This window comes from Variovorax sp. Varisp53 (genome assembly GCF_059491555.1).
Genome location: NZ_CP168512.1, coordinates 3,904,568 through 3,928,395, shown reverse-complemented (window position 1 = coordinate 3,928,395; position 23,828 = coordinate 3,904,568). Strand labels below are relative to the sequence as shown.

Annotated in this window: 16 protein-coding genes; 8 read left to right on the top strand and 8 right to left on the bottom strand. The window is 68.7% G+C overall.

Features of this window, described 5'->3' with window-relative positions; genetic code table 11:
• Positions 1-126 precede the first annotated feature (126 nt).
• From ACEOAB_RS18325 to ACEOAB_RS18305, 5 genes are all read left to right on the top strand, one after another.
• Positions 127-1,152 carry a LacI family DNA-binding transcriptional regulator gene (locus tag ACEOAB_RS18325; protein WP_056591058.1) on the top strand — a complete coding sequence of 342 codons (1,026 nt, stop codon included), beginning with the start codon at positions 127-129 and terminating at the stop codon, positions 1,150-1,152.
• A gap of 46 nt (positions 1,153-1,198) precedes the next feature.
• Positions 1,199-2,041: a MurR/RpiR family transcriptional regulator gene (locus ACEOAB_RS18320; protein WP_413750406.1), complete on the top strand. Its 843-nt coding sequence runs from the start codon at positions 1,199-1,201 to the stop codon at positions 2,039-2,041.
• 241 nt (positions 2,042-2,282) lie between these two features.
• Positions 2,283-3,737 carry an MFS transporter gene (locus tag ACEOAB_RS18315; RefSeq protein WP_413750405.1) on the top strand — a complete coding sequence of 485 codons (1,455 nt, stop codon included), beginning with the start codon at positions 2,283-2,285 and terminating at the stop codon, positions 3,735-3,737.
• Between the two features lie 20 nt (positions 3,738-3,757).
• Positions 3,758-4,417 (top strand): aspartate/glutamate racemase family protein, encoded by a 660-nt coding sequence (locus tag ACEOAB_RS18310; protein WP_413750404.1) that lies wholly within the window; start codon positions 3,758-3,760, stop codon positions 4,415-4,417.
• Positions 4,418-4,433: 16 nt separating this feature from the next.
• Entirely contained in the window at positions 4,434-5,801 is a 1,368-nt protein-coding gene (locus ACEOAB_RS18305; RefSeq protein WP_413750403.1) for an MFS transporter, read from the top strand.
• Between the two features lie 15 nt (positions 5,802-5,816).
• Here ACEOAB_RS18305 and ACEOAB_RS18300 read toward each other — a convergent pair whose 3' ends face one another.
• The 5 genes from ACEOAB_RS18300 to ACEOAB_RS18280 all read right to left on the bottom strand — a co-directional run bounded on the left by ACEOAB_RS18300 (position 5,817) and on the right by ACEOAB_RS18280 (position 14,540).
• Positions 5,817-6,275: a RidA family protein gene (locus ACEOAB_RS18300; protein ID WP_056591047.1), complete on the bottom strand. Its 459-nt coding sequence runs from the start codon at positions 6,273-6,275 to the stop codon at positions 5,817-5,819.
• Positions 6,272-7,243 (bottom strand): transglutaminase family protein, encoded by a 972-nt coding sequence (locus ACEOAB_RS18295; protein ID WP_413750402.1) that lies wholly within the window; start codon positions 7,241-7,243, stop codon positions 6,272-6,274. The genes ACEOAB_RS18300 and ACEOAB_RS18295 overlap by 4 nt, the downstream gene beginning before the upstream one ends.
• Before the next feature lie 25 nt (positions 7,244-7,268).
• Positions 7,269-8,096, bottom strand: a complete 828-nt coding sequence (locus ACEOAB_RS18290; protein ID WP_413750401.1) for a basic amino acid ABC transporter substrate-binding protein — start codon at positions 8,094-8,096, stop codon at positions 7,269-7,271.
• A 127-nt stretch (positions 8,097-8,223) separates the two neighbouring features.
• The gene (locus ACEOAB_RS18285) at positions 8,224-10,965 is read right to left on the bottom strand and encodes a circularly permuted type 2 ATP-grasp protein (protein WP_495653031.1); all 2,742 of its coding nucleotides are present in this window, start codon (positions 10,963-10,965) and stop codon (positions 8,224-8,226) included.
• Between the two features lie 62 nt (positions 10,966-11,027).
• Positions 11,028-14,540, bottom strand: coding sequence for a transglutaminase family protein (locus tag ACEOAB_RS18280; RefSeq protein ID WP_495653030.1), 3,513 nt, complete (start codon positions 14,538-14,540; stop codon positions 11,028-11,030).
• Between the two features lie 141 nt (positions 14,541-14,681).
• On the opposite strand from ACEOAB_RS18280, the gene ACEOAB_RS18275 reads away from it, so the two are divergent.
• The 3 genes from ACEOAB_RS18275 to ACEOAB_RS18265 all read left to right on the top strand — a co-directional run bounded on the left by ACEOAB_RS18275 (position 14,682) and on the right by ACEOAB_RS18265 (position 19,750).
• Positions 14,682-17,120 carry a DNA internalization-related competence protein ComEC/Rec2 gene (locus ACEOAB_RS18275; RefSeq protein ID WP_495653029.1) on the top strand — a complete coding sequence of 813 codons (2,439 nt, stop codon included), beginning with the start codon at positions 14,682-14,684 and terminating at the stop codon, positions 17,118-17,120.
• Positions 17,121-17,282: 162 nt separating this feature from the next.
• Positions 17,283-18,779: a circularly permuted type 2 ATP-grasp protein gene (locus ACEOAB_RS18270; protein WP_056591025.1), complete on the top strand. Its 1,497-nt coding sequence runs from the start codon at positions 17,283-17,285 to the stop codon at positions 18,777-18,779.
• 14 nt (positions 18,780-18,793) lie between these two features.
• Entirely contained in the window at positions 18,794-19,750 is a 957-nt protein-coding gene (locus ACEOAB_RS18265; protein WP_007831588.1) for an alpha-E domain-containing protein, read from the top strand.
• An 18-nt stretch (positions 19,751-19,768) separates the two neighbouring features.
• On the opposite strand, the gene ACEOAB_RS18260 is transcribed toward ACEOAB_RS18265, so the two are convergent.
• The 3 genes from ACEOAB_RS18260 to ACEOAB_RS18250 form a co-directional block, all read right to left on the bottom strand.
• On the bottom strand, positions 19,769-21,391 hold the full coding sequence (locus ACEOAB_RS18260) for a phosphoethanolamine transferase (protein ID WP_495653028.1): 1,623 nt from the start codon (positions 21,389-21,391) through the stop codon (positions 19,769-19,771).
• Positions 21,392-21,512: 121 nt separating this feature from the next.
• Complete coding sequence (glpK, locus tag ACEOAB_RS18255) at positions 21,513-23,009, bottom strand: glycerol kinase GlpK (RefSeq protein WP_495653027.1); 1,497 nt, start codon at positions 23,007-23,009, stop codon at positions 21,513-21,515.
• Positions 23,010-23,036: 27 nt separating this feature from the next.
• Complete coding sequence (locus ACEOAB_RS18250; protein WP_007831595.1) at positions 23,037-23,807, bottom strand: DeoR/GlpR family DNA-binding transcription regulator; 771 nt, start codon at positions 23,805-23,807, stop codon at positions 23,037-23,039.
• Between the last annotated feature and the right edge of the window lie 21 nt (positions 23,808-23,828).

Here is a 23,828-nt window from a genome sequence, read left to right as displayed (position 1 = left end):
GCTCTGCCTGCCCCCATCCCCACCTCGGTGCAGGCAGCCAGAGGCTGCCGCTCTTCAGGCCGTCCAGTTCCGCGCAGGCGGAACTGGAGCCGCGGCCTTCAGCCCCAGAGGGGAAGGGGCAAGACCATGAAGCCGACCGGCCGTGCCACCATCGCCGATGTCGCCGCGGCGGCCGGCGTCTCCAAGGCCACCGTCTCGCGCTTCCTCAATCACCGCGAGCGCCTGCTGAGCCCCGACATCGCCGCGCGCGTCGAAGTCGCCATCGCCGCGCTGGCCTATTCGCCGAGCCCGATGGCGCAGGCCCTGAGCCATGGACGTTCGCGCCTCATCGGCCTGATCGTGGCCGACATCACCAACCCGTATTCCGTCGCGGTGCTGCGCGGCGCCGAGAAGGCCTGCCAGGACGCCGGCTATCTCGTGATGCTGTTCAACCTCGGCAACGAGAGCGAACGCGAGCGCGAAGCCATCGATGCGCTGGCGGGCTACCAGGTCGACGGCTTCATCCTCAACACGCTGGGTCGGGGCAGCAACGTGGTCGATGCGGTCACGCTGCACGGCAAGCCGGCGGTGCTGGTCGACCGCCGCCACGCGGGCATGCACACGGACTTCGTCTCGCTCGACAACCCTGCCGCGATGACGGCCACCTGCGGTCACCTGGTCGAAGGCGGCTACCGCGATCTGCTCTACGTCACGGAGCCGCAGAAGGACGTGAGCTCGCGGCGCGAACGCACGGCAGCGTTCGGCGCTTGCGTGGCCGCGCATGAGCCACGCGTGGCGGGCGAGGTGTTCGAATCGGTCGAGGGCGAGAGCGATGCGCTCGACGAGGCTCTGCGCGCCTTGCGCCAGCGCGCCAAACGCGGCCGACGCGCGGCCGTGGTCGCGGGCAATGCGGTGGTCACGCTGCGCATTGCGCAGGCGATGGCGCGGCTGGGCTGGCAGTTCGGCACCGACCTGGGCTTTGTCGGCTTCGATGATCCGGAATGGGCCTCGCTCATCGGCCCCGGCCTGAGCACCGTGGCCCAGCCCACCGACGCCATCGGCCGCACCGCCGCGAGCTGCCTGATCGAGCGGCTGCGGGGACTGGATGCGGCGCCGCGGCAGTTGCTGCTGCCCGGGGAGCTGGTGGTGCGGGGCTCGTCGCGGGCGCTCTAGCATCCGCGAACAGTTGAAGCTGGCATCATCGCGTGCCCAGACCGCCATGTCACCTTCCGCAGACTCCTTCGTTCGCCGCGTTCGCAGCCAGCTCGACCAGCTGTCCGCGACGGAGCGCCAGCTTGCCGACTTCGTGCTGGAGTTCCCGGGCGAGCTGGCGAGCTATGCCGGTAACGAACTGGCGGAGCTTGCGGGCGTGTCGCCCTCGACGGTAAGCCGCTTCATCCGCCGCATCGGGTACGAGAACTACGAGGAGGCCCGGCGGCAGGTCCGTGAGGAAAAGCAGACCGGCTCGCCGCTGTTCCAGAACGCCACCGAGGCTTCCAAGCGCGGCCACCTGGTGGCCACGCATTTCCAGCAGTCGCAGGCCAACCTGGCCAGTACCTTCGATCGGCTCGACGACCGGCAGATGGCAGAGATCGTCAAGGCGATCATCGGCGCGAACCAGGTGCTGATCTTCGGCAGCCGCAGCAGCCACGCCTTCGCGCAGTACCTGCGCTGGCAGATCATCCAGGTGGTCCCGCGCGTCACCGCCATTCCGGGGCCTGGAGAAACGCTGGCCGAGCACCTGGCCGGGCTGGGCACGCGCGACTGTGTGATCGTCTTCGGCACGCGCCGGCAGACGCGGCAGATGGACACCCTGCTGGAGGCCGCGAGCCGCATCGGCGCGCGCATCGTCTACATCAGCGACCGGGCGTCGCCGGACTTTGCCGGTGCCACCTGGTCGCTGCAGTGCGATTGCCGCGGCCCGGGGCTGCTGGACAACCACACCGCGGTGATGGGCGTGTGCGATCTGCTCGCCACCATGGTGATCGAGGCCTCCGGCTCCGCCGGCCGCAAGCGGCTGGCAGCCATCGAGCTCGGCCACGAGGAAAACGACGAGCTCTGAGCCGCACGCCAACGGTGCGCACCCGCACGTTCACGGTGCGCCAGGCCTGAAATTTCCCCTGTAGTTCTCCGAAAGTTCGGGCATGGCGCTTGCTCATGTTCGCCCGTGACTGAAATTTTGATTTCATGAAACATATATAGGTGAAATCGATATGTCATTGCAACGGGGTCGCCGATAGCATGCGAAAGGCGATTCCGGACAGCACCGAGCAAGCACTTCTTCCTTTCTCAAGGGGTTTCCAATGGCTGGACCTGCACTTTCCTCCGGGCCTGACTCGCCCCGGGTTGCCGAGCTCGACCGCGCGCTCGACAAGATCGGTGTCACGCGCTCGCATCACACGATCATCTTTCTGATCCTGATCGGTTGCCTGTTCGACAGCTTCGAGCAGAACGCCGTCGGCATCGTGGGGCCCATGCTGCGCCAGCAGTGGGGCCTGAGCGCATCCGACATCGGCCTGCTGAACACCGTCACCTTCACCTGTGCGGCGATCGGGCGGATCGTCTCGGGCTTCATTGCCGACCGCTACGGACGCCGCGTGATGCTGTCGCTCGACCTGCTGCTGTTCACGCTCGGCGCGGGCGTCTGCGCGATGGCGCCGAACTTCACGGTAATGGCGCTCGGGCGCGCCATCGTCGGCTTCGGACTCGGCGGCGAGATTGCCATTGCGGTGACCATGCTGGCCGAGTTCTGCTCGACCAGGTTCCGCGGCACGGCTGTGGGGCTGGTGAACGTGGGAGCGGGCGGCCTCGGCAACTTCCTCGCGCCGGGCTTCGGCCTGCTGGTGTTCTGGATGTTCCCGGGCGACAACGCGTGGCGCTGGCTCTTTGCCTGCCTCATGGTGCCGGCGCTGCTCGGCGCGTTCTATCGCCGCTACATCCCGGAAACGCCGCGCTTCCTGCTCTCGCAGGGCCGCGTGAAGGAGACCAACGCGGTGCTGTCGCGGCTGGCGTCGGGCCGGCTCTCGGCGAAGAAGGTGCCGCAGCAGCAGTACATCAACGAGGACGGCGCGGACGCACAGCCCGCGAAGGTCAAGGTGCGCGTCACCGAGATCTTCCGCGGTGCGCTGGCGCGGCGCACCATCCCGCTGTGCATCACGATCTGGATGACCTACGGCGCGCAGATCTCGGTGCTCACGCTGATGCCGACCATCCTCGTCACGCTGGGCTACAGCATGTCGAAGAGCCTGGTGTTCACGATGGTGATGCAGGGAGGCAGCCTGCTGGGCGCCATTGCGGCGTCGCTGCTGGGTTTTCACTTTCCGCGCAAGCGCGTGCTGACGGCCGGCGCCGTGTGCGCCTGCCTGGCGGCCCTGACGATCGGCTTCGTGGCCAAGAGCATCGCCGTGATCCTCGTTGCGGGCGCGGTGTTCCAGTTCTTCGTGCTGCTGCTGAACACGACCATCTGGATCTTCGCGCCGGAGCTCTACCCGACGCGCGTGCGGGCTTTCGGCACCGCCTTCATCCTGGCCACGGGCACCGCGGCGGGCGCGTTGATGCCGCTCGTCGCCGGTCGCCTGTTCGATGCCTTCGGCCTCGTCGGCGTGTTCGGGCTGGCGGCCGGCATGTACGCGGTCTTCGTGATCAGCGTGCAGAGCGTGCCGGAAACCTATGGCCAGTCGCCCGACGCACTGCCCCTGCCCGGTGAAGGCCCGGCCACCGACGCCACCCCGGCCGCCAAGATCGCGCAGCCGGGTTGAACTTCCAGAAAGCCTCTTGCATGACGGACATCCTGCTCATCAACCCCAACTCGTCGACCGCCACCACGGAGATGATGGCGAAGATCGCCAACGGCGAGGCCCCCGCGGGCTGCCGCGTGACCGGCCGCACCGCCATGGGCGGGCCCTCGATGATCGTCAACGAGCAGGAGCTCGAGGCCGCCGCCGCCGAGGTGCTGAAAGTGTGGCGCGAGGCTGGCGCCGCGCGCTGGGACGGCGTGATCGTCAGCGCCTTCGGCGACCCGGGCATCGACCTCGTGCGAGCGAACGCGAGGGTGCCGGTGGTCGGCATCGCGGAGGCGTCGATGCGCGAGGCGAGCGATGGGCATCGGCGCTTCGGCATCGCCACGGTGACGCCCGAGCTGGTGGCACCCATCGAGCGGCGCGCCCGTGCGCTCGGGTTGCTCGGCCTGTACGCCGGCACCCGCCTGACACAGGGCGACCCGCGCGAACTGGCGGCCGAACCGCAAGCGCTGGAGGACGCGCTGGCACGGGCCGTGCAGCGCTGCATCGACGAAGACGGCGCGGAGGCCGTGATCATCGGCGGCGGCCCGCTGGGCCAGGCCGCGCTGGCGCTGGCACCGCGCTTCGGCGTGCCGGTGATCGCACCGATTTCCGCCGCGATGCGGCAGCTGTGTGCGCGACTCGAAGTCGCGTCCTGAACACGAGGAGCAAGACATGAGCACGAGCACGGCGGCAAATCCGGGCGCATCTGCAGCGGCGTCCGGCACGGGCGTGGACTCGCTCGCGGAACGCGACCTGACCTTCAGGCGCATCGTCTGGCGCCTGATTCCCTTCCTCACGCTGGTGTGGTTCCTGGCGTGGATCGACCGCGTCAACGTCGGCTTCGCGAAGCTCACGATGATGAACGACCTGCAGTGGTCCGACGCCATCTACGGCGCGGGTGCGGGCGTGTTCTTCATCGGCTACTTCTTCTTCGAGGTGCCGAGCAACATGCTGCTGCAGAAGTTCGGTGCCAAGAAGACCATCATGCGCATCACCATCGGCTGGGGCGTGGTATGCGTGCTCATGGCCTGGGTGAAGACACCGCTGCAGTTCTATGCGCTGCGCTTCCTCATGGGTGCGTTCGAGGCAGGCCTGCAGCCCGGCGTGATCCTGTACCTGACCTACTGGCTGCCCGCGCACCGGCGCGGCAAGGCGCTCGCGTTCTTTGTCTCGGCTTCGGCGCTGTCGCTGATGTTCGGCAGCCCGATCGCCGCCTACCTGATGGAAGCGCTCGGCGGCGTCGGTGGCTTTCGCGGCTGGCAGTGGCTGTTCGTGATCGAGGGCATTCCATCGATCGTGGCGGGGGCCGCGGCGTACTTCGTCCTCAGCGATTCGCCCGCCAAGGCTCGCTGGCTGAGCACGCGGCAGAAGGCGCATGTCGATAGCGAACTGGCGCTCGAAGCCAGGAGCCTGGGCCACCGCGAGCACAGCTTCCTGGCATCGATGCGCAACCCGCAGCTCTGGGTGCTCACGCTGATCTTCTTCTGCATCGTGGCGGGCAATGCCACGCTGGTGTACTACGGGCCGAGCATCGTGCGGGAGGTCGGCGTGAACGACATCAAGACGCTGGGCTGGGTCATGGCGGGCATCTACGCCTGCGGCTGGATCGGGATGATCGGCAACGGCTACCTCTCGGACCGGCGCAAGGAGGTGAAGTGGCACACGGCCATCGCGGCCGGGCTGGGGGCGCTGGGCCTGCTGCTCACGGCCTACTTCCTGGGCCAGAAAAACATGGCCGGCGTGATCGTGTCGCTGGCGTTGTCGTCGGCCGGCACGATGGGCTCGATCCCGATCTATTGGCAGATACCGAGCCGCTACCTGTCTGCCACGGCGCTGGTGGTGGGCCTGGCGTTCATCAATTCGGTGGCCAACCTGGCGGGGTATTTCTCGCCGCAGCTGCTGGGCTACCTGAAGAGCAGCACGGGGCAATATGCGCAGGGCCTGACGATCATCGCGGCGGTCGAATGCATGGCGACGGTGCTGATCGTGCTGTTCGTCTCGCGCGAGAAGGCGCGCAGCCCCGCGCCGGGCGTCAACTGAAAAAGATCGGCGGGATCAGCCGACTTCGGCGATCAGCTCGATCTCCACGCAGGCTCCCATCGGCACCTGCGCCACGCCGAAGGCGCTGCGTGCATGCGCGCCCTTTTCGGGGCCGAAGACTTCGGCGAAGAATTCGCTCGCGCCGTTGGTCACGAGGTGCTGCTCGGTGAAGGTGCCGACCGAGTTCACGAGGCTCATCACCTTGACGATGCGCTTGACCTTGTTCAGGTCGCCCACGGCCGCGTGCAGCGTGCCGAGCAGGTCGATGGCGATGGCGCGTGCGGCTTGCTTGCCTTCCTCGGTGCTGATGTTGGCGCCGAGCTGGCCGGCCCAGACCTTGCCGTCCTTCTTCGCAATGTGGCCCGAGAGGAACACGAGGTTGCCGGTCTGCACGAAGGGCACGTAGGCGGCCGCGGGGGCGGCGACCGGGGGCAGGGTGATGCCGAGGCTGGAAAGTTTGTCGTAAACGCTCATGGAGACTCCTTGTCTTGGGAAGGCGATTGTGTCTGTGTTTGCGGCAGGCCCTCGATCACTTCCCCCACGGGCTGCACGGTCACGCCGACCCGCAGCGTGTGCCTGGCGCCGCCATGGAGTACGCCGCGCATCGGCGACACGTCGGAATAGTCGCGGCCGATGGCGAGCGTGACGTAGTCCTCGCCCGGCTGGCGGCCGTTGGTGGGGTCGAAATCGGCCCAGCCGCCCGCGCTCTCGGGACCGTCGTCCTCGCCCTTTCCGGGCAAGTACACCGACACCCAGGCGTGCGACGCATCGGCGCCCACCAGCCGGGGCTGGCCGGGCGGCGGCTGCGTCAGCAGATAGCCGCTGACGTAGCGCGCGGGCAGGCCCATGGTGCGAAAGCACGCGATCATGATGTGGGCGAAGTCCTGACACACGCCCTTGCGCTGTGCGAGCGCCTCGACGGCGGGGGTGTTGATCTCGGTGCTGTCGGCGTCGTACGCGAAGTCCTCGTACATGCGCTCGGTGAGGTCCATCGCCACGTCGAAGGTGGGACGGCCGGGCACGAAGCTGGCGCGCGCATAGGCCGCGAAGTCGCCGTGGCGCGGCACGTAGGGCGACGGAAAGACGAACTCCGAGGCCGCATCGAAGGTGGCGTCCTTGCGGAAGCGGAAGCGCTCGCGCACGGCTTCCCATGGCAGCTCGCGCGCCACGGCGGGCGACAGCACGGGCTCCGAGGTTTCGACCACGCTCTCGGCCGTGACGACGAGCCGGTCGTGCGTGGCTTCGAGTGCGAAGAAGGCGCGCGTGTTGCCGTACAGGTCGGCCAGTTCGTTGCGCTGTGCAGGCGCCGGCTCGATGGCAAGCCGGTGGCTCACGAGCCGCTGCGATTCGGTGGCCAGCGGCTTGAGGTGGGCGAGGTGCTGCGCGGTCTCGACCGGCGGCGAGTACTCGTAGCGCGTTTCGTGGGTGACGTGAAGCAGCATGATCGACAGTGCCCGTTGCGTGGATCTACTTGGCCTCGGCGCCGAAGTGCGAAGCGTAGATCTTCGCGTAGGTGCCGTCGGCCCGGATGCCTTCGAGGCCCTGGTTGATCCTGGCCAGCAGTTCGGCGTTGCCCCTCTTCACGGCAATGCCGTACTTCTCGACCGGAAAGCCTGCGTCGCTCACGGTCTTGAAACCGCCCGCGGTGTTGTTCGCGATGTAGTGCACCACCACGCCGTTGTCTGCCACCACGGCCTGCACGCCGCCGGCCTCGAGTTCCTTGAGCGCGAGCGGCGTCGATTCGAAGCGCTTGATGGCGGTGCTCGATTTGCCCAGCAGCTTGCCCACGACCTCGTCGCCGGTGGTGCCGTTCTGCACGCCGACCTTCATGTCCTTGATGTCCTCGAATTTCGCGACGGGCGAGTCGATCTTCACGGCGATCAGCTGCCTGGCGTCGAAGTAGGGCTGCGAGAAGTCCATGGTCTGGCGGCGCTCGTCGGTGATGGTGATGGCCGACACCAGCAGGTCGCGGTCGCCCTGGTCGAGCGCATTGAAGATGCCTTCCCACGGCGTGTTGACGAACTTCACCTCGAAGCCCGCCTTCTGCGCGACCGCCTTCACCACGTCGATGTCGAAGCCCACGATCTCGCCCTTGTCGTTCTGCGATTCGAAGGGCGTGTAGGCGGCGTCGGTGCCGACCACCAGCACGCGGGCGGCGGCCGGTGCCGCCGGTGCACCGGTGGCGGACGGTGCGGATGCCGGCTCCTGCTTGCCGCAGCCGGCGATGGCGAGGGCCGCGAAGAGGCCCGCGGCGGTGAGTGCGAAGCGGCGGTTGATGGTGACGCGGTGGGGCATGGCGGTGCTTCTCCGTGAACTTATTGTGGAACGCCGCGGAACCGGCTTTGCCGGGCCGCAGGCGTTGCCCCCGGCGAGGGGGTGTGCGTAGCGACACGAAGTGCGCGAAGCATGGGGGAGTGCCTGTTCACGCCCCGACGGAGCGCAGCGATTCGGAGGTCAGCGTGAAGTAGCGTGTGCCGATGGCGTCCGACACATGGTAGGCCGCCGTCTCGCAGTTGGCGAGCAGTTCGGCGAGGGCCGGATAGTTGCCGTGAGGCCCCGTGGCGCAGAGGTGTTCGAGCGTCCAGCTGGCCGGATCGGACAACTCGTACGACAGCGCCGTCAGCTTGCCGGGCGCACTGCCGGCCAGCCGCGCGATGCGTCCGCGCAGCGTCTGCGTGACCCATGCGAGCGAGCGCGGGTTCTCGGCGTCGAGCACCAGCAGGTCGACCATGGTGGCGACGTCGCGGCGCTGCTGGTAGCGGGCATGGAAGGTGATGGTGCTGTCGAACAGCGCCACCATCGCCTCGAAGCCGCTGACCTCGTGCACGGCGCCGTTCTCGAAGCCGGCCTCCAGGGCGTTCGACAGGAAGCCCAGGCGTTCGATATGGCGGCCGATGGACAGCAGGCGCCAGGCATCGTCGCGCGTCATGCGGTCGGTTTGCGCGCCGGTCATGGCGGCCAGCGCGGTGCTGGCGGATTCGAGGGCGCGCAGCGCGGCGCCGGTGGCAAAGTTGCCTTCGCCGGCCTGCTCGGCCGCGCGGCGCAGGAAGTCGGTTTCGGCGCGCACGATCTGGTTCCAGTTGTCCTGCGACAGGCGTTCGCGCACGGCGGCCGCGGCCTGCCGGATGCACCTCAGGCTGAAGCCCACGCTGCCGCCGCGCTCCACGTCGCCGAGTTCGGCGATCAGTGCGCGTTCGAACACCCGGCGCGACTTCGGCGCGCTGGGCGCCTCGGCGGGCACCAGCGCATTGCGCAGTGCCATGCGGTGCAGCCATTCGAGCAGCGGGCGCGACGACTGGTCTTCGCTGCCCAGCAGGTTGAGCGTGAGGCGCGCGAGGCGCACGGCGTTCTCGGCGCGCTCGGTGTAGCGCCCGAGCCAGAACATGTTCTCCGCGGCGCGGCTGGTGACGGGCGCGCGGTGCCGCGCGAGCGAAGCCGGCGTGGCGTGCGGCTGCAGCAGCGTGGTGCGGTCGACCTCGCCATGGGTCTGCACCCACACGTCGGCGCTGCTGCCGCCGCGCTGCATCGAAGCGATCTGCGCGTCGGGGCCCGCGAGCCGGGCCAGGCCGCCGGGCAGCACGCGCCACGACTGCGCGCCGTCGCTCACCGCGAACACGCGCAGCAGCACTGCGCGCGGCGCGATGTGGCCCGGGCCCATGTCGTTGGCCCAGGTGGGCATCTGCGACAGCGGCAGATAGCCCTGCACGGTGTGGCCGTCGCCTTCGCGCACGATGCGGCCGGCCCATTCGTCGAGCTCGCGCCGCCCGAGCTGGCTGCCGAGCACGGCGTCGAAGCTGGCGTGGCCGTCGAAACCGGGGTAGGTGGGCTTGATGGCGCAGTCGGCCAGTTGCGGCAGCACCGATTCGAGCGCCGCGCGCTCGCCGCACCACCAGGTGGGCAGCGCGGGCAGCTTGAGCTTCTCGCCGATCAGGCGGCGCGCCAGCCCCGGCAAAAAGCCGAGCAGCGCGGGCGATTCGAGGAACGCCGAGCCCGGCATGTTGGCCACCAGCACATTGCCGGCGCGAATGGCCTGCAGCAGGCCGGGCACGCCGAGCGTGGAATCGGGGCGCAGCTCCAGCGGATCGAGGAACTGGTCGTCGAGCCGCTTGATGAGGCCGTGCACCGGACGCAGGCCCTGCAGCGTCTTGAGGTACAGCCGCTGGTCGCGCACCGTGAGGTCGCTGCCCTCGACCAGCGTGAGGCCCAGGTAGCGCGCGAGGTAGGCGTGCTCGAAATAGGTTTCGTTGTACGGGCCGGGCGTGAGCAGCGCGATGTGCGGCGGCACGCCGGCCGGGCACATGCGCTGCAGGCCTTCCATCATGGCGCTGTAGGTGGCGGCCAGGCGCTGCACGTGCAGCGCCTCGAAGGCTTGCGGAAACTGCCGCGTGATGGCCAAACGGTTCTCGAGCAGGTAGCCCAGGCCCGAGGGCGCCTGGGTGCGCTGCGAGACCACCCACCAGTTGCCGTCGGGGCCGCGCGCGAGGTCGAAGGCCGCGATGTGCAGCCAGGTGTCGCCCGGCGGCTTCACGCCGTGCAGCGCGCGCAGGTAGCCGGGGTGGCCGCGCACCAGCGCCGGCGGAATGAGCCCTTCGGCCAGCAGTTGCTGCGGACCGTAGACGTCGGCCATCACGCGGTCGAGCACGCGCACGCGCTGCAGCACGCCGGCCTCGATCTGGCTCCAGCTCTCGGGCGAGACGATCAGCGGGAACAGGTCGAGCGACCATGGCCGCTGCGGGCCGTTGGCGTCGGCGTACACGTTGTAGGTGACGCCGTTGTCGCGGATCTGGCGCTCGAGGCTGGCTGCCCGCCGGGGCAGGTCGCTGAAGCCGTCGGGGCCGAGCTGGTCGAAGAAGGCGTTCCAGGCGGGCGTGAGCGGCGGTTGTTCGCCGGTCGGGGCCTGTGTCTGCGTCTGGGATTGCGTTTGGGACTGGGACTGCGATTGCGACTGGCCGGGCGCCACCGGCCGCTCCCCGGCGGCGTCATAGAGCGGCGCAGCGGCGGCAGGCAGGGCTCCCGCCGCCGGCCGCACGGGCGCAGCCACCGTGGCCGCTCCGCGCAGTTCATCGAAATGACCGGGCAGGGCCGGAGGGGCGAGCGCCGACGCCAGGGCCGCTGGAAACTCCAGCGCCTCGGCGTCGAACAGGGATTCGTTCAAAGGTTCCACAGGGGTGGATTGTCACACTGCCGTCACGGGGTGTCCGTTTGGGCAGTGTGCCGGATGACCCCCTACCGCCGCAGGTCCAGCGTGAACGGGAATTCGCGGCTGCCCGGCAGCTCGATGGTCGCCGGGGGCGTGCGCATGAGCCCGGGCGTGTGTCCGGTGCGGGTGAAGCGCGAATGGCGGCGGCTTTCGGCCTCGTAGGCGTTGACCGGGAAGGTGTCGTAGTTGCGCCCGCCCGGGTGGGCGACGAAGTACTGGCAGCCACCCAGCGAGCGCTTCATCCAGGTGTCGACCAGGTCGAAGGTCAGCGGCGCATGGGCCTTGATGCTCGGGTGCAGCGCCGAGGGCGGGTTCCAGGCCTTGTAGCGCACGCCGGCCACGAACTCGCCCGTAACGCCTGTGGGCTGCAGCGGCAGCACCTTGCCGTTGACGGTGACGACATGGCGGCTTTCGTTCAGGCCGGTCACGCGCACCTCGATGCGCTCCAGCGACGAATCGACATAGCGCACCGTGCCGCCGGCCGAGCCTTCCTCGCCCATCACGTGCCAGGGCTCCAGCGCGTTGCGCAGCGACAGCTCCACGCCCATCGCCTGCATCTGGCCCACGAGCGGGAAGCGGAACTCGAAATGCGGCGCGAACCAGTCGGCGTCGAAGGCGTAGCCGGCCTGGCGCATCTCGCTGATGACGTCGTCGAAGTCCATCTTCACGAAGGTCGGCAGCAGGAAGCGGTCGTGCAGCTCGGTGCCCCAGCGGGTGACGGGCGCCTTGTAGGGCTCGTCCCAGAAGCGGGCCACCAGCGCGCGGATCATCAGTTGCTGCGCGATGCTCATGCGCGCATGCGGCGGCATCTCGAAGGCGCGCAGCTCCAGCAGGCCGAGGCGGCCGGTGCTCGAGTCGGGCGAGTAGAGCTTGTCGATGCAGAACTCGCTGCGGTGCGTGTTGCCCGACACGTCGATCAGGATGTTGCGCAGCGTGCGGTCGACCAGCCATGCGGGCATGTTGGCGCCGTAGATCTCGCGGTTCTTCGCGATCTCCTTCAGCGCGATTTCCAGTTCGTAGACCTGGTCGTTGCGCGCCTCGTCCACGCGCGGCGCCTGGCTGGTCGGGCCGATGAACATGCCCGAGAACAAATAGCTCAGCGACGGGTGGTTGTGCCAGTAGAGCAGCAGGCTGGCCAGCAGCTCGGGCCGGCGCAGGAAGGGGCTGTCGGCCGGCGTGGCGCCGCCCATCACGAAGTGGTTGCCGCCGCCGGTGCCGGTGTGGCGGCCGTCGGTCATGAACTTCTCGGCCGACAGGCGGGTTTCGAAGGCGGCGTTGTAGAGAAACTCGGTGTGATCGACCAGTTCCTTCCAGTTGTGCGCCGGGTGGATGTTGACCTCGATCACGCCCGGGTCGGGCGTGACGGCCAGCATCTTCAGGCGCGGATCGCGCGGCGGCGGATAGCCTTCCATCACGATGCGCATGCCGAGTTCGCGCGCGGTGGCTTCGACGGCCGCGACGAGGTCGAGGTAGTCCTCCAGGCGCGCGAGCGGCGGCATGAAGACGTAGAGCACGCCCGAGGCATTGCCCTTCTTCTCGGCCGCGGGGCCGTTGGCGCGGCGCGGGTCGCGCACTTCGACGCACAGCGCGGTGCGCGTGACCCAGTGGGCCGATTCGCCGCGCAGCGGCTGGCGCGTGGTGGTGGACGACTTGTCGGCAGCCTCGTCGGCGGCCGTGGCTGCGTCGCCTTCGCCTGCACTGCCCGGCGCCTGCATGCGCAGCGAGGCCGGCACGACGGGTGGCGTGCCGAAGGCATAGGGCACGGCGCCGCGGTCACCCTCCGCACCGCCTGCCGCCACGGCATAGCGCGCACTGTAGTCGGCCGCGCTCGGCAGCGCACCGCGCGGCGCGGTCGGGTCGCGCTCGATCAGGTAGGGGTAGTCGCCTTTGCTCGCCCACGGCTGCGAGTCGAGCGGCAGGCGGTAGCCCATGGGCGAGTCGCCCGGGATCAAGTAGAGCCGGTCGTCGCGCAGGAACCAGGGCCCGGTCTTCCAACCGGGGCCGGCGAGCGCGGGTGCATCGCTGTTCGCGTTGCCGGGCTCGATGGGCAGCATGTAGCCGATCACCGCGTCGAGCTTCTGCGTGAACACGCGGCGCAGGCGCACGCGTTCGAGTTCGTCGTCGAGCTTCGACTCGAAGGGGTCGACGTTCACCGGCAGGCGGCGTTCGCGCCAGAGGTAGTAGTAAATGTCTTCGTAGCCGGGCTGGATGTAGCGCTCGGTCAGGCCGAGCTTGTGCGCCAGCACGGTGGTGAAGCGGCGCGCGTCCTCGCTCGTGTACTGCGTGGGAAAGCGCTCGTCGGCGAAGAGCTCGGGGTCGTGCCACAGCGTCTGGCCGTCGGCGCGCCAGAAGATCGACAACGCCCAGCGCGGCAGCTGCTCGCCCGGGTACCACTTGCCCTGGCCGAAATGCAGGAAGCCGCCCTTGCCGTACTCGGCGCGCAGCTTGTGCACGAGCTCGGTGGCGTAGCCGCGCTTGGTGGGGCCGAGCGCGTCGGTGTTCCATTCGGGCGCGTCGCGGTCGCTGGTGGCCACGTAGGTGGGCTCGCCGCCCATGGTGAGGCGCACGTCGCCGGCCTTCAGGCGCGCATCGACGGCGTCGCCCAGGGCCAGCACTTCGGACCATTGCTCTTCGGTGTAGGGCTTGGTGACGCGCGGCGATTCGTAGATGCGCGTGACCTTCATTTCATGGCCGAACTCGACCTCCGACTCATCCACGCCGCCCTCGATGGGCGCCGCGCTCGATGGCGTGGGCGTGCAGGCCAGCGGAATGTGGCCTTCGCCGGCCAGCAGGCCCGAGGTGGCGTCGAGGCCGATCCAGCCGGCGCCCGGCAGGAACACCTCGCACCAGGCGTGCAGGTCGGTGAAGTCGACCGTGGTGCCGCTCGGGCCGTCGAGCGCTTTCACGTCGGGCGTGAGCTGGATCAGGTAGCCCGAGACGAAGCGCGCGGCCAGTCCGCAGTGGCGCAGCAGCTGCACCAGCAGCCAGCCCGAGTCGCGGCAGGAGCCGCTGCCGCTGGCGAGCGTTTCTTCCGGCGTCTGCACGCCGGGTTCCATGCGGATCAGGTAGTTGACGTCCTGCTGCACCTGCTGGTTGATGCCGACCAGGAAGTCGATGGTGCGCTGCTCCTTGCGCTCGACCTTGTCGAGGTAGGCCTCCAGCAGCGGAGTGACCGGGTCGGCCACGAGGTAGGGCGCGAGCTCTTCGGCCTGCGAGGCTGTGTACTTGAAGGGGAAGTTCTCGGCCTGCGGCTCGAGGAAGAAGTCGAACGGGTTGTAGACCGCCATCTCGACCACGAGGTCGACCGTGACCTTGAACTCGCGCGTCTTCTCGGGGAACACCAGCCGCGCCTGGTAGTTGGCGAACGGGTCCTGCATCCAGTTGACGAAGTGCTCGGCCGGCTCGACCCGAAGCGAGTACGAGATCACGTTGCTGCGGCAATGCGGCGCGGGCCGCAAGCGCACGACCTGTGGGCCCAGCTGCACCGGGCGGTCGTATTTGTAGTGGGTGACGTGGTGGAGAGCGGCGTGAATGGACATGCGTTTTTATGTGCAGTGCTGCGAGATTGCATCGAAAAGATGTCTCTTGTGAGACGCATACTAGCCCAGTTGCAAAGCAATTAACGCGCCACTGAGCGTGACTTTGGGGAGGGTTTGCATCATGGGTTCGGGAGTTTCTCGTTGACGCCGTTTCGCGCGTCCGGCGGCGCCGCGGGCAGATCGTGGGTGTTCGCGGCGCTGTGCGGTTCGCTGCTCGGCGCGGTCCTGCAGTTGCAGCAGGCGGGGCTTTGGCGGGCAGGGATGTATGCGGGTTTGCTGCTCGTGGCCGGGGCCGGCCTGTGGTGGCGGCGCCTGTCGGGCCGGGGGCTGTTGATGGCCTCGCTCGTGTGCGGCGCAATGGCGGGTGCGGGGCTTGCGGGATGGCGCGCCGCCGTCTACGCGGGCGGTGCGCTGGACCCGGCGCTCGAAGGGCGCGACCTGCAGGTCACCGGTGTCGTGTCGGAGATGCCCCAGCGCAGCGAGGGCGGGACGCGGTTCCGTCTGGATGTCGAGTCTGCGGGCTGGGCCGACCCCGGCGAGGACGGGCGGCCCACCGTGCCTGATCGCATTGCCCTCGGCTGGTATTCGGAAGGCTCAGGCCTGTGGGACCGGGCGTCTGAAGGCCGCGCACCGTTGGCCAGCACCGTCGGCCCCCTCCACGCCGGCGAGCGATGGCGCCTGACGGTGCGCCTGAAGGCGCCGCACGGCAACCGCAACCCCCACGGCTTCGACAGCGAACTCTGGATGTGGGAGCAGGGCCTGCATGCCGGCGGACACGTGCGAACCGGCGCGCGCGATGCGGCGCCCGCGCTCGTTGCGCCTACGTGGCGGCATCCCATCGAGCGCGCACGCGAAGCCGTGCGCGACGCCGTCTTCGAACGCGTGCCCGACCGCGCCCAGGCAGGCGTGATCGCAGCTCTGGTCACCGGCGACCAGAGCGCCATCGATCGCTCGGGCTGGGACGTCTTCCGCGCCACGGGCGTGGCGCACCTGATGTCGATCTCCGGCCTCCACGTCACCATGTTCGCCTGGCTGGCCGCGCACGTCGTCGGCCTGCTCTGGCGGCGCAGCGCCCGGCTGATGCTGCGCTTGCCCGCGCAGCAGGCCGCGCTGGTGGGCGGCGTCCTGCTCGCCACGCTCTATGCGCTGTTCAGCGGCTGGGGCGTGCCTTCGCAGCGCACGGTCTGGATGCTGGCGACGGTCGCGCTGCTGCGCCTCACGGGCCGGCGCTGGCCCTGGCCGCATGTGTGGCTGTTGACGGCGGCCGTGGTGGTCGCGCTCGATCCCTGGGCCTTGATGCAGGCCGGTTTCTGGCTCAGCTTCGTGGCGGTGGGCGTGCTGTTCGCCACCGATGCCGGGGTGCCCGGAGAGCGGAAGACGGGCGCGTCTTTCCGGCTGCTCCAGTTCCTGCGCGAGCAGTGGGTCATCACGCTCGCGATCACGCCGCTCAGCCTGCTGCTGTTCCAGCAGGTTTCGCTGATCGGCCTGCTGGCCAATGCGGTGGCGATCCCCTGGGTCACGCTGGTGATCACGCCGCTGGCGATGCTCGGCGTGGCCGTGGCGCCGCTTTGGGACCTGGCGGCCCGCGCCGTGCAGGTGCTGGCGCTGCTGCTGCAATGGCTGGCCGGACTGCCGTATGCCACGCTCTCGGTGGCCGCGCCGCCCTGGTGGATGGCCGCCTGCGGCGTGGCCGGCGGTGCACTGCTGGCCATGCGGCTGCCCTGGTCGCTGCGCACCCTCGGCATCCCACTGCTGCTGCCGGTGCTGCTGTGGCAGGCACCCCGGCCCGCGGCCGGCGAATTCGAACTGCTCGCTGCCGACGTCGGCCAGGGCAACGCGGTGCTCGTGCACACCGCGACACACAGCCTGCTCTACGACGCCGGCCCGCGCTACAGCCTGGAAAGCGATGCCGGCCATCGCGTGCTCGTGCCGTTGCTGCGGGCGTATGGCGAGCGCCTCGACACGCTGGTGCTGAGCCATCGCGACCTCGACCACACCGGCGGCGCGCCCGCGGTGCTCGCGATGCAGCCGCAAGCCGCGCTGCTGAGTTCCATCGAGGCCACCCACCCGCTGCAGACGATGCGTGCGGCGCGGCGTTGCGAGGCGGGGCAGGCCTGGAGCTGGGACGGCGTGCGCTTCGAGGTGCTGCATCCGTTCGACACCGACTACCGCGGCTTCACCAAACCCAATGCGGTGTCGTGCGTGCTGCGCATCGACAGCGGCCGCGCCGTGGCGCTGCTGGCCGGCGACATCGAGCGGCTGCAGGAGACAGCGCTCGTCACGCGCACGCCGGAATTGCTGCGCGCCGACGTGCTGCTGGCGCCGCATCATGGCAGCAAGACCTCGTCGAGCCCGGCGTTCCTCGACGCGGTGAAGCCGCGCATCGCCATCGTCCAGGCGGGGTACCGCAACCGCTTCGGCCATCCGGCGCAGGAAGTGGCGGCGCGCTACCTGGAGCGCGGCGGGCAGTTGGTCGAAAACACCCGGTGCGGCGCGGCGCACTGGAGCAGCGTGCGCCCCGGGGACGTGGCCTGCGAGCGTGAGCGGAACGCGCGATATTGGCAGCACAGCCTGCCCTGAAGCCGGCTCAGGATTTTCGGGGGGAGGCCGTTGTTCCTGCCATCATCGGGGGGCTTGCACCAGGCCGAAAAAAAAGTCGCTCGACCCGTACGCGGCCTCGGCATAAGGGGTTCTACTGGCCCTGAACTTGCTAAGCTATAGCTCAAGGAGATTGGTCGTCCCATGCACAAATTCGACGAGATGTATGAGCAGTTGCCCTATGCGGGGGCTGCGATCCGACAGCACTACAAGCGCTACGACCAATGGCTCGCGAAGCAACCCGGTGAGGTGATGCGTTCGCGGCGTGAAGAGGCGGAAATGATTTTCCGCCGGGTCGGCATCACCTTCGCGGTGTATGGCGCGAAGGATGAAGATGGCTCCGGCACCGAGCGGCTCATCCCGTTCGACCTGCTGCCTCGCATCATTCCGGCCCACGAGTGGGAGAGCATGGAAAAGGGGCTGGTGCAGCGCGTCACGGCGCTCAACCGCTTTCTTCATGACGTCTACCACGACCAGGAAATCATCAAGGCCGGCATCATCCCGGCCGAGCAGATCCTGAACAACGCGCAGTTTCGCCCCGAGATGATGGGCGTCAACGTGCCGCACAACGTCTACTCGAACATCTCGGGCATCGACATCGTGCGCGCGCCCGATGCCGAGGGCAATGGCGAGTACTACGTGCTCGAAGACAACCTGCGCGTGCCCAGCGGCGTGAGCTACATGCTCGAGAACCGCAAGATGATGATGCGGCTCTTCCCCGAGCTGTTCAACCAGAACCGCATCGCGCCGGTCGCGCACTACCCCGACCTGCTGCTCGAGACCCTGCGCGCCAGTGCGCCGCCGGCCACGGCTGAGCCCACGGTGGTGGTGCTCACGCCCGGCATGTACAACAGCGCCTACTTCGAGCACGCCTTCCTCGCGCAGCAGATGGGCGTGGAGCTGGTCGAGGGGCAGGATCTGTTCGTCAAGGACAACTTCGTCTACATGCGCACCACGCGCGGGCCGAAGCGCGTCGACGTCATCTACCGCCGCGTGGACGACGACTTCCTCGACCCCGAGGTGTTCCGCCCCACGTCCACGCTCGGCTGCGCCGGCCTGATGCGCGCCTACCGCGAAGGCAACGTCGTCATCTGCAATGCCGTGGGCACCGGCGTGGCCGACGACAAGTCGATCTACCCGTACGTGCCGAAGATGGTCGAGTTCTACCTCGGCGAGAAGCCGATCCTGAAGAACGTGCCCACCTACATGTGCCGCAACAAGGACGAGCTGCAGTACACGCTCGACAACATGAAGGACCTGGTCGTCAAGGAAGTGCACGGTGCCGGCGGCTACGGCATGCTGATCGGGCCGGCCGCCACGCAGGCCGAGATCGAGGACTTCAAGAAGGCCGTGATCGCCAAGCCCGACGGCTACATCGCCCAGCCCACGCTGAGCCTGTCGACCTCGCCCACCTTCGTGGACGCCGGCATCGCGCCGCGCCACATCGACCTGCGCCCCTTCGTGCTCTCGGGCAGCGAAGTGCAGATGGTGCCCGGTGGCCTCACGCGCGTAGCGCTCAAAGAGGGGTCTCTGGTGGTCAACTCGTCGCAGGGCGGCGGCACCAAGGACACCTGGATTCTCGAAGCCGACCGCGTGCCCAAGCCCAAGGCGGCGCCCGCTCAGTCGCAAAGCCAATCGTAGTAGGAGCACCACCGATGCTGTCACGCACCGCCGACCATCTCTACTGGATGTCCCGCTACACCGAGCGCGCCGAGAACACGGCGCGCATGCTGGACGTCAACTACCAGACCTCGCTGCTGCCGCAGTCCGCCGAAGTCGCCAAGTACGGCTGGCAGGGCGTGCTCTCCATCAGCGAGCTGCTGCCCTGGTACAACAAGAAGTACGACCAGATCGCGCCCAAGGAAGTGATGGAGTTCATGGTCAAGGACGAGAGCAACGCCTCGTCGATCGTGTCCTGTCTCAAAGCCGCGCGCGAGAACGCCCGTGCCGTGCGCGGCGCGCTCACCACCGAAGCCTGGGAAACGCAGAACACCACCTGGCTCGAAGTGAACCGCATGCTGCGCGCAGGCGACTTCGAGCGCGACCCGGGCCAATTCTTCGAATGGGTCAAGTTCCGCTCGCACCTCTCGCGCGGCGTCACGTTGGGCACCATGCTCCAGGATGAGGCGTTTTATTTCTCGCGCCTGGGCACCTTTTTGGAGCGCGCCGACAACACCGCGCGCCTGGTCGACGTGAAGTTCCACGCACTCAACAGCGAGTTCTTCGGCACCGCCACCGAGGAAGACCAGGAGTACGACTTCTATCACTGGAGCGCGATCCTGCGCAGCGTCTCGGCCTTCGAGGTCTACCGCAAGGTGTACCGCGACGTGATCAAGCCCGAGCGCGTGGCCGAACTGCTGATTCTTCGTGCCGACATGCCGCGCTCGCTGCACGCGAGCCTGGTCGAGGTGGTGAACAACCTCGCGAAGGTGCAGAACGAGCAGAGCGCCGAAACCCAGCGCCGCGCCGGCAAGCTGCTGGCCGACCTGCAGTACGCGCGCGTCGACGAGATCCTGGCGACCGGGCTGCACGCGTACCTCACGCAGTTCCTCGACCGGGTGAACGAGCTGGGCGGGCGCATCAGCCAGGACTTCCTGGTTCCTGCGCACTGAGCGCGGCCCCGGCCGTCCTCAGCGCGAGAACGACTCGACGGCCACCGGTATCTGCGGCGCCTGCCAGCGGTAGGCGCCGCCCAGCACATTGCGCTCGGGCCTTTGCCCGCTCCACTGGATGTGGAGCAGGTCCATCAGCGCCCACCCCGTCCAGTCCGCGCGAAACGGTTGCTGCTGCGCCTCGGCCGTAGGCAAGGGCTGCCGGTTGCGCCACACCACGGCCGGAATGCGATAGCCCGATGCGGTCGATGGGCTGTGGCCGGCGCGGTCGCTGACGTGGCCCACTTCCTGGCCGTGATCCGAGAGGTACATCCACGCGCGGTAGTCGCCAGGTTTGCCCGCGGTGCGTGTTTGCTGCAGCAGCTCCGACACCACGAAGTCGTGATACAGCAGCGCAGCGTCGTACTCCTGGCGGAAGCGGCGCACCCAGGCCGAGCGGCCGTCTTTCACGAGGCCGTTCTCGACCGCGTCGACATCGTCGTCGAAGGGATTGGCGTTCTCCGGAAAGCGCAGGCTGTAGTGCGGATGCGCGCCCATCAGGTGAACGACGATGAGCTTGCGGTCGGTGCTCGCATCCTGCAGTGCCTCCTGCACGCAGTCGAGGATCTCGCCGTCGAGCGAGGCGCTGGCGCGGCCCGGCGTGCGGTTGACCATGTCCACCACGTCGGCGAGGCGCGCATGCTGCTGCTCGATGGCGAGGTCGTCGTGGTTGCTGATCCACCAGACCTTGTAGCCCGCGGCGCGCGCCAGCGCCAGCACATGCGGCGGGTTGTCGCTGTCGGGCAGGCCGAAACGGAACATGTTGCGCAGTGTGGGCAGGGTGCTGGCGTCGACCGACCATGCGTTCTTCAGCACCGCCATCTGCCCTCCGGTCTGCGCCCTGTGCGCCAGCAGGCGCGGCGTGGTTGGGCGGCCGTAGCCGTACAGGGCCATGTTGTCGCGGTTGATGCTGTCGGTGATGACCAGCACGACGGTGGAGGGGCCTGCCTGCGATATGACGGGCGCGATGCTCCTGGCCTGCGCCATCAGGCGGTCGCGCTGTGTCTGCTGGTCAGCCCAGGCGGAGCGCAGCGTGTGGACGGAGTTCGCCCACTGCGTCCAGAAAATCGCGGGATGCAGCCGGCGCCAGGGCTTGCTTGCATAGGCCGCGCATGCGGCGAGCAGCAGCAGCGCGAGCAGCGCCACGGCCCATCGCGCGGGCCGGGCAGATGGGGCCATCGCACCGCGCCGCGCGAACATGCCCACGAGCGTGCCCGCAACGGCCAGCACGGCACACCACACGGCCGCGGAGCGCCAATGCATCCACAGGTATTCGGTGCCTTCGCGCGCGTTGGTGTTGGCTGCGGCGCCGAGCACCATCGCGCTGTCGGGCGCGGCCTGGTAGGTGTCGAGCAGGTAGGCGCGCACTGTACCGTCGAGCGCGAAGCCCATGGCCCAGAGCCAGACCAGCAGGGTGCGCAATCGCCGCATCTGCGTGCTGCGCAATGGCCACGCGAGCCACAGCACCATGGGCGCTGCAAGCACCGCGAGCTGCGCGATGCGCCGGCCGTCGTGGCCCAGCGCGATGAGCGCCAGCAGTGTTGCACCTACTACGCCGCAGGCGGGCAGGGCATTGCGCGGCGGGGAGGGACGGGTGGTCAAGCAGGTAGCGCGGGAGGTCGGGGCGGGCGCATTCTGCCCCGGGGCCTGCGCTGCGCGCCCCAGTGCCCCGATGGTGGCGAGGTATTTGCGCCGCCCACGGGGCTGGTAGCCTCCGGGGCGATCAGGTCGCCGTGGCCTGCCGCACCGCGCGCTCCCAGCGCGCCATCGATTCCTCGGCCTGCGCGCGGCCCATGGTGGGCATGAAGCGCCGTTCGATCTTCCACAGCTTCGACAGCTGGCGCGCGTCGGTGTAGACGCCGGTCGACAGCCCCGCGAGGTACGCGGCCCCGAGCGCGGTGGTCTCGATCACTTCGGGCCGCACCACCGGGATGCCCAGCAGGTCGGCCTGGAACTGCATCAGCAGGTCGTTCACGCTCGCGCCGCCGTCCACGCGCAGCTCGGCCACGGGCTTGCCGCCGGCGGCCACTGCGTCGCGGCTCATGGCCTGCAGCAGCGCGGCGCTCTGGTAGGCGATGCTTTCGAGCGCGGCGCGCGCGATGTGCGCGACCGTGGTGCCGCGCGTGAGCCCCGTGATCGTGCCGCGCGCGTCTGCGTCCCAGTAGGGCGCGCCGAGGCCGGTGAAGGCCGGCACCATCATCACGCCGCCCGCGTCGGGCACGCTCTCGGCGAGCGACTGCACCTCGGCGCTGCCCTTGATGGCCTTGAGTCCGTCGCGCAGCCACTGCACCACCGCGCCGCCGACGAACACGCTGCCCTCCATCGCGTACTGCGGCGTCTTGTCGGTCTGCGCGGCGCTGGTCACGAGCAGTCCGTTGTGCGAGGGCTGGAACGCGCCGCCCGTGTGCATCAGCAAAAAGCAGCCGGTGCCGTAGGTGTTCTTGGCCATGCCGGCCTCGAAGCAGGCCTGGCCGAAGAGGGCGCTCTGCTGGTCGCCGGCCACGCCGCCGATGGGCAGCGTATGACCCAGCAGTGCCGCGTCGGTATCGGCGAAGTGCGAGCTCGACGGCTGAACTTTCGGCATGAGCGCGGCCGGGATCTCCAGTGCGGCGAGCAGGTCGGCGTCCCATTCGTTCCGGTGCACGTTGAAGAGCATGGTGCGCGAGGCATTGCTCACGTCCGTCACGTGCACCTTGCCGCCGGTGAGCTGCCACATGAGCCAGCTGTCGACGGTGCCGAAGGCCAGTTCGCCGCGCTCGGCCTGCGCGCGCGCGCCGGGCACGTTGTCGAGCAGCCAGCGCAGCTTGGTGCCGGAGAAGTACGCGTCGATCACCAGCCCGGTCTTCTCGCGGATGGTGTCGGTCATGCCTGCGTCGCGCAGCTGCGCGCACAGCGGCTCGGCGCGGCGGTCCTGCCAGACGATGGCGTGGTGCACCGGCTGGCCGGTCTTGCGGTTCCACAGGACGGTGGTCTCGCGCTGGTTGGTGATGCCGATGGCGTGGATGTCGGTGGGCTTGAGCTTGGCCTTCACCAGCACTTCGCGCGCGGTGGCGAGCTGGCTGCGCCAGATTTCCATCGGGTCGTGCTCGACCCAGCCGGGCTGCGGATAGATCTGCGTGAGTTCCTTCTGTGCGATGGCGACGATGTGGCCTTCGCGGTCGAACACGATGCTGCGCGAGCTGGAGGTGCCTTGGTCGAGGGCTAGCAGGTAGGTGGTCATAGGGTCAATGTTTCTCTGAGTCCGTGCTCATGATTCACGCGCGATTTCCAGGCGCACCTGCGCTGCATGCAGCAGGTCCGCAAAAGGCGCAGGCGGCTCCGCATCCGTGAACAGCCGGTCGATCTGCGACAGCGTGCCCAGCTGGATCATCGCGGGCCGGTTGAACTTGCTCGCATCGGCTGCCAGCCACACCTCGCGTGCCTGGGCAATGATGGTCTGCGCGACCTTCACCTCGCGCAGGTCGAAGTCGCGCAGCGAGCCGTCGGCCTCGATGCTCGACACGCCGATCAGGGCGATGTCGACCTTGAACTGGCGGATGAAGTCGATGGTGGCCTCGCCCACGATGGCGCGATCGCGGGGGCGCACCGAGCCGCCCGCCACGATCACCTCGCACGAGGTGTTACCGCTCAGGATGGTGGCCACGTTCAGGTTGTTGGTGATCACGCGCAGGCCGGTGTGGCGCAGCAGCGCCTTGGCGATGGCCTCGGTGGTGGTGCCGATGTTGAGGATCAGCGAGCAGTCGTTGGGCACCAGCTCCGCCACGCGGCGGGCGATGCGCGCCTTGCCTTCGGCATGCAGCGTCTCGCGCTGCTGGTAGCCGATGTTTTCCGTGGTCGAGCTGGGCATGCGCACGCCGCCGTGAAAGCGCGTGAGCAACCCCTCGTCGGCCAGCCGCTGCACGTCGCGCCGCACGGTCTGCAGGGTGACGCCGAGCATGTCGGCCAGCTGTTCGACGGTGACGGAACCGCGCGTTCGCACGGTGTCCAGGAGGTTGATCTGGCGCGGGTTGGAGTTCACAGAGGCGTCGTGGAAAGCGGG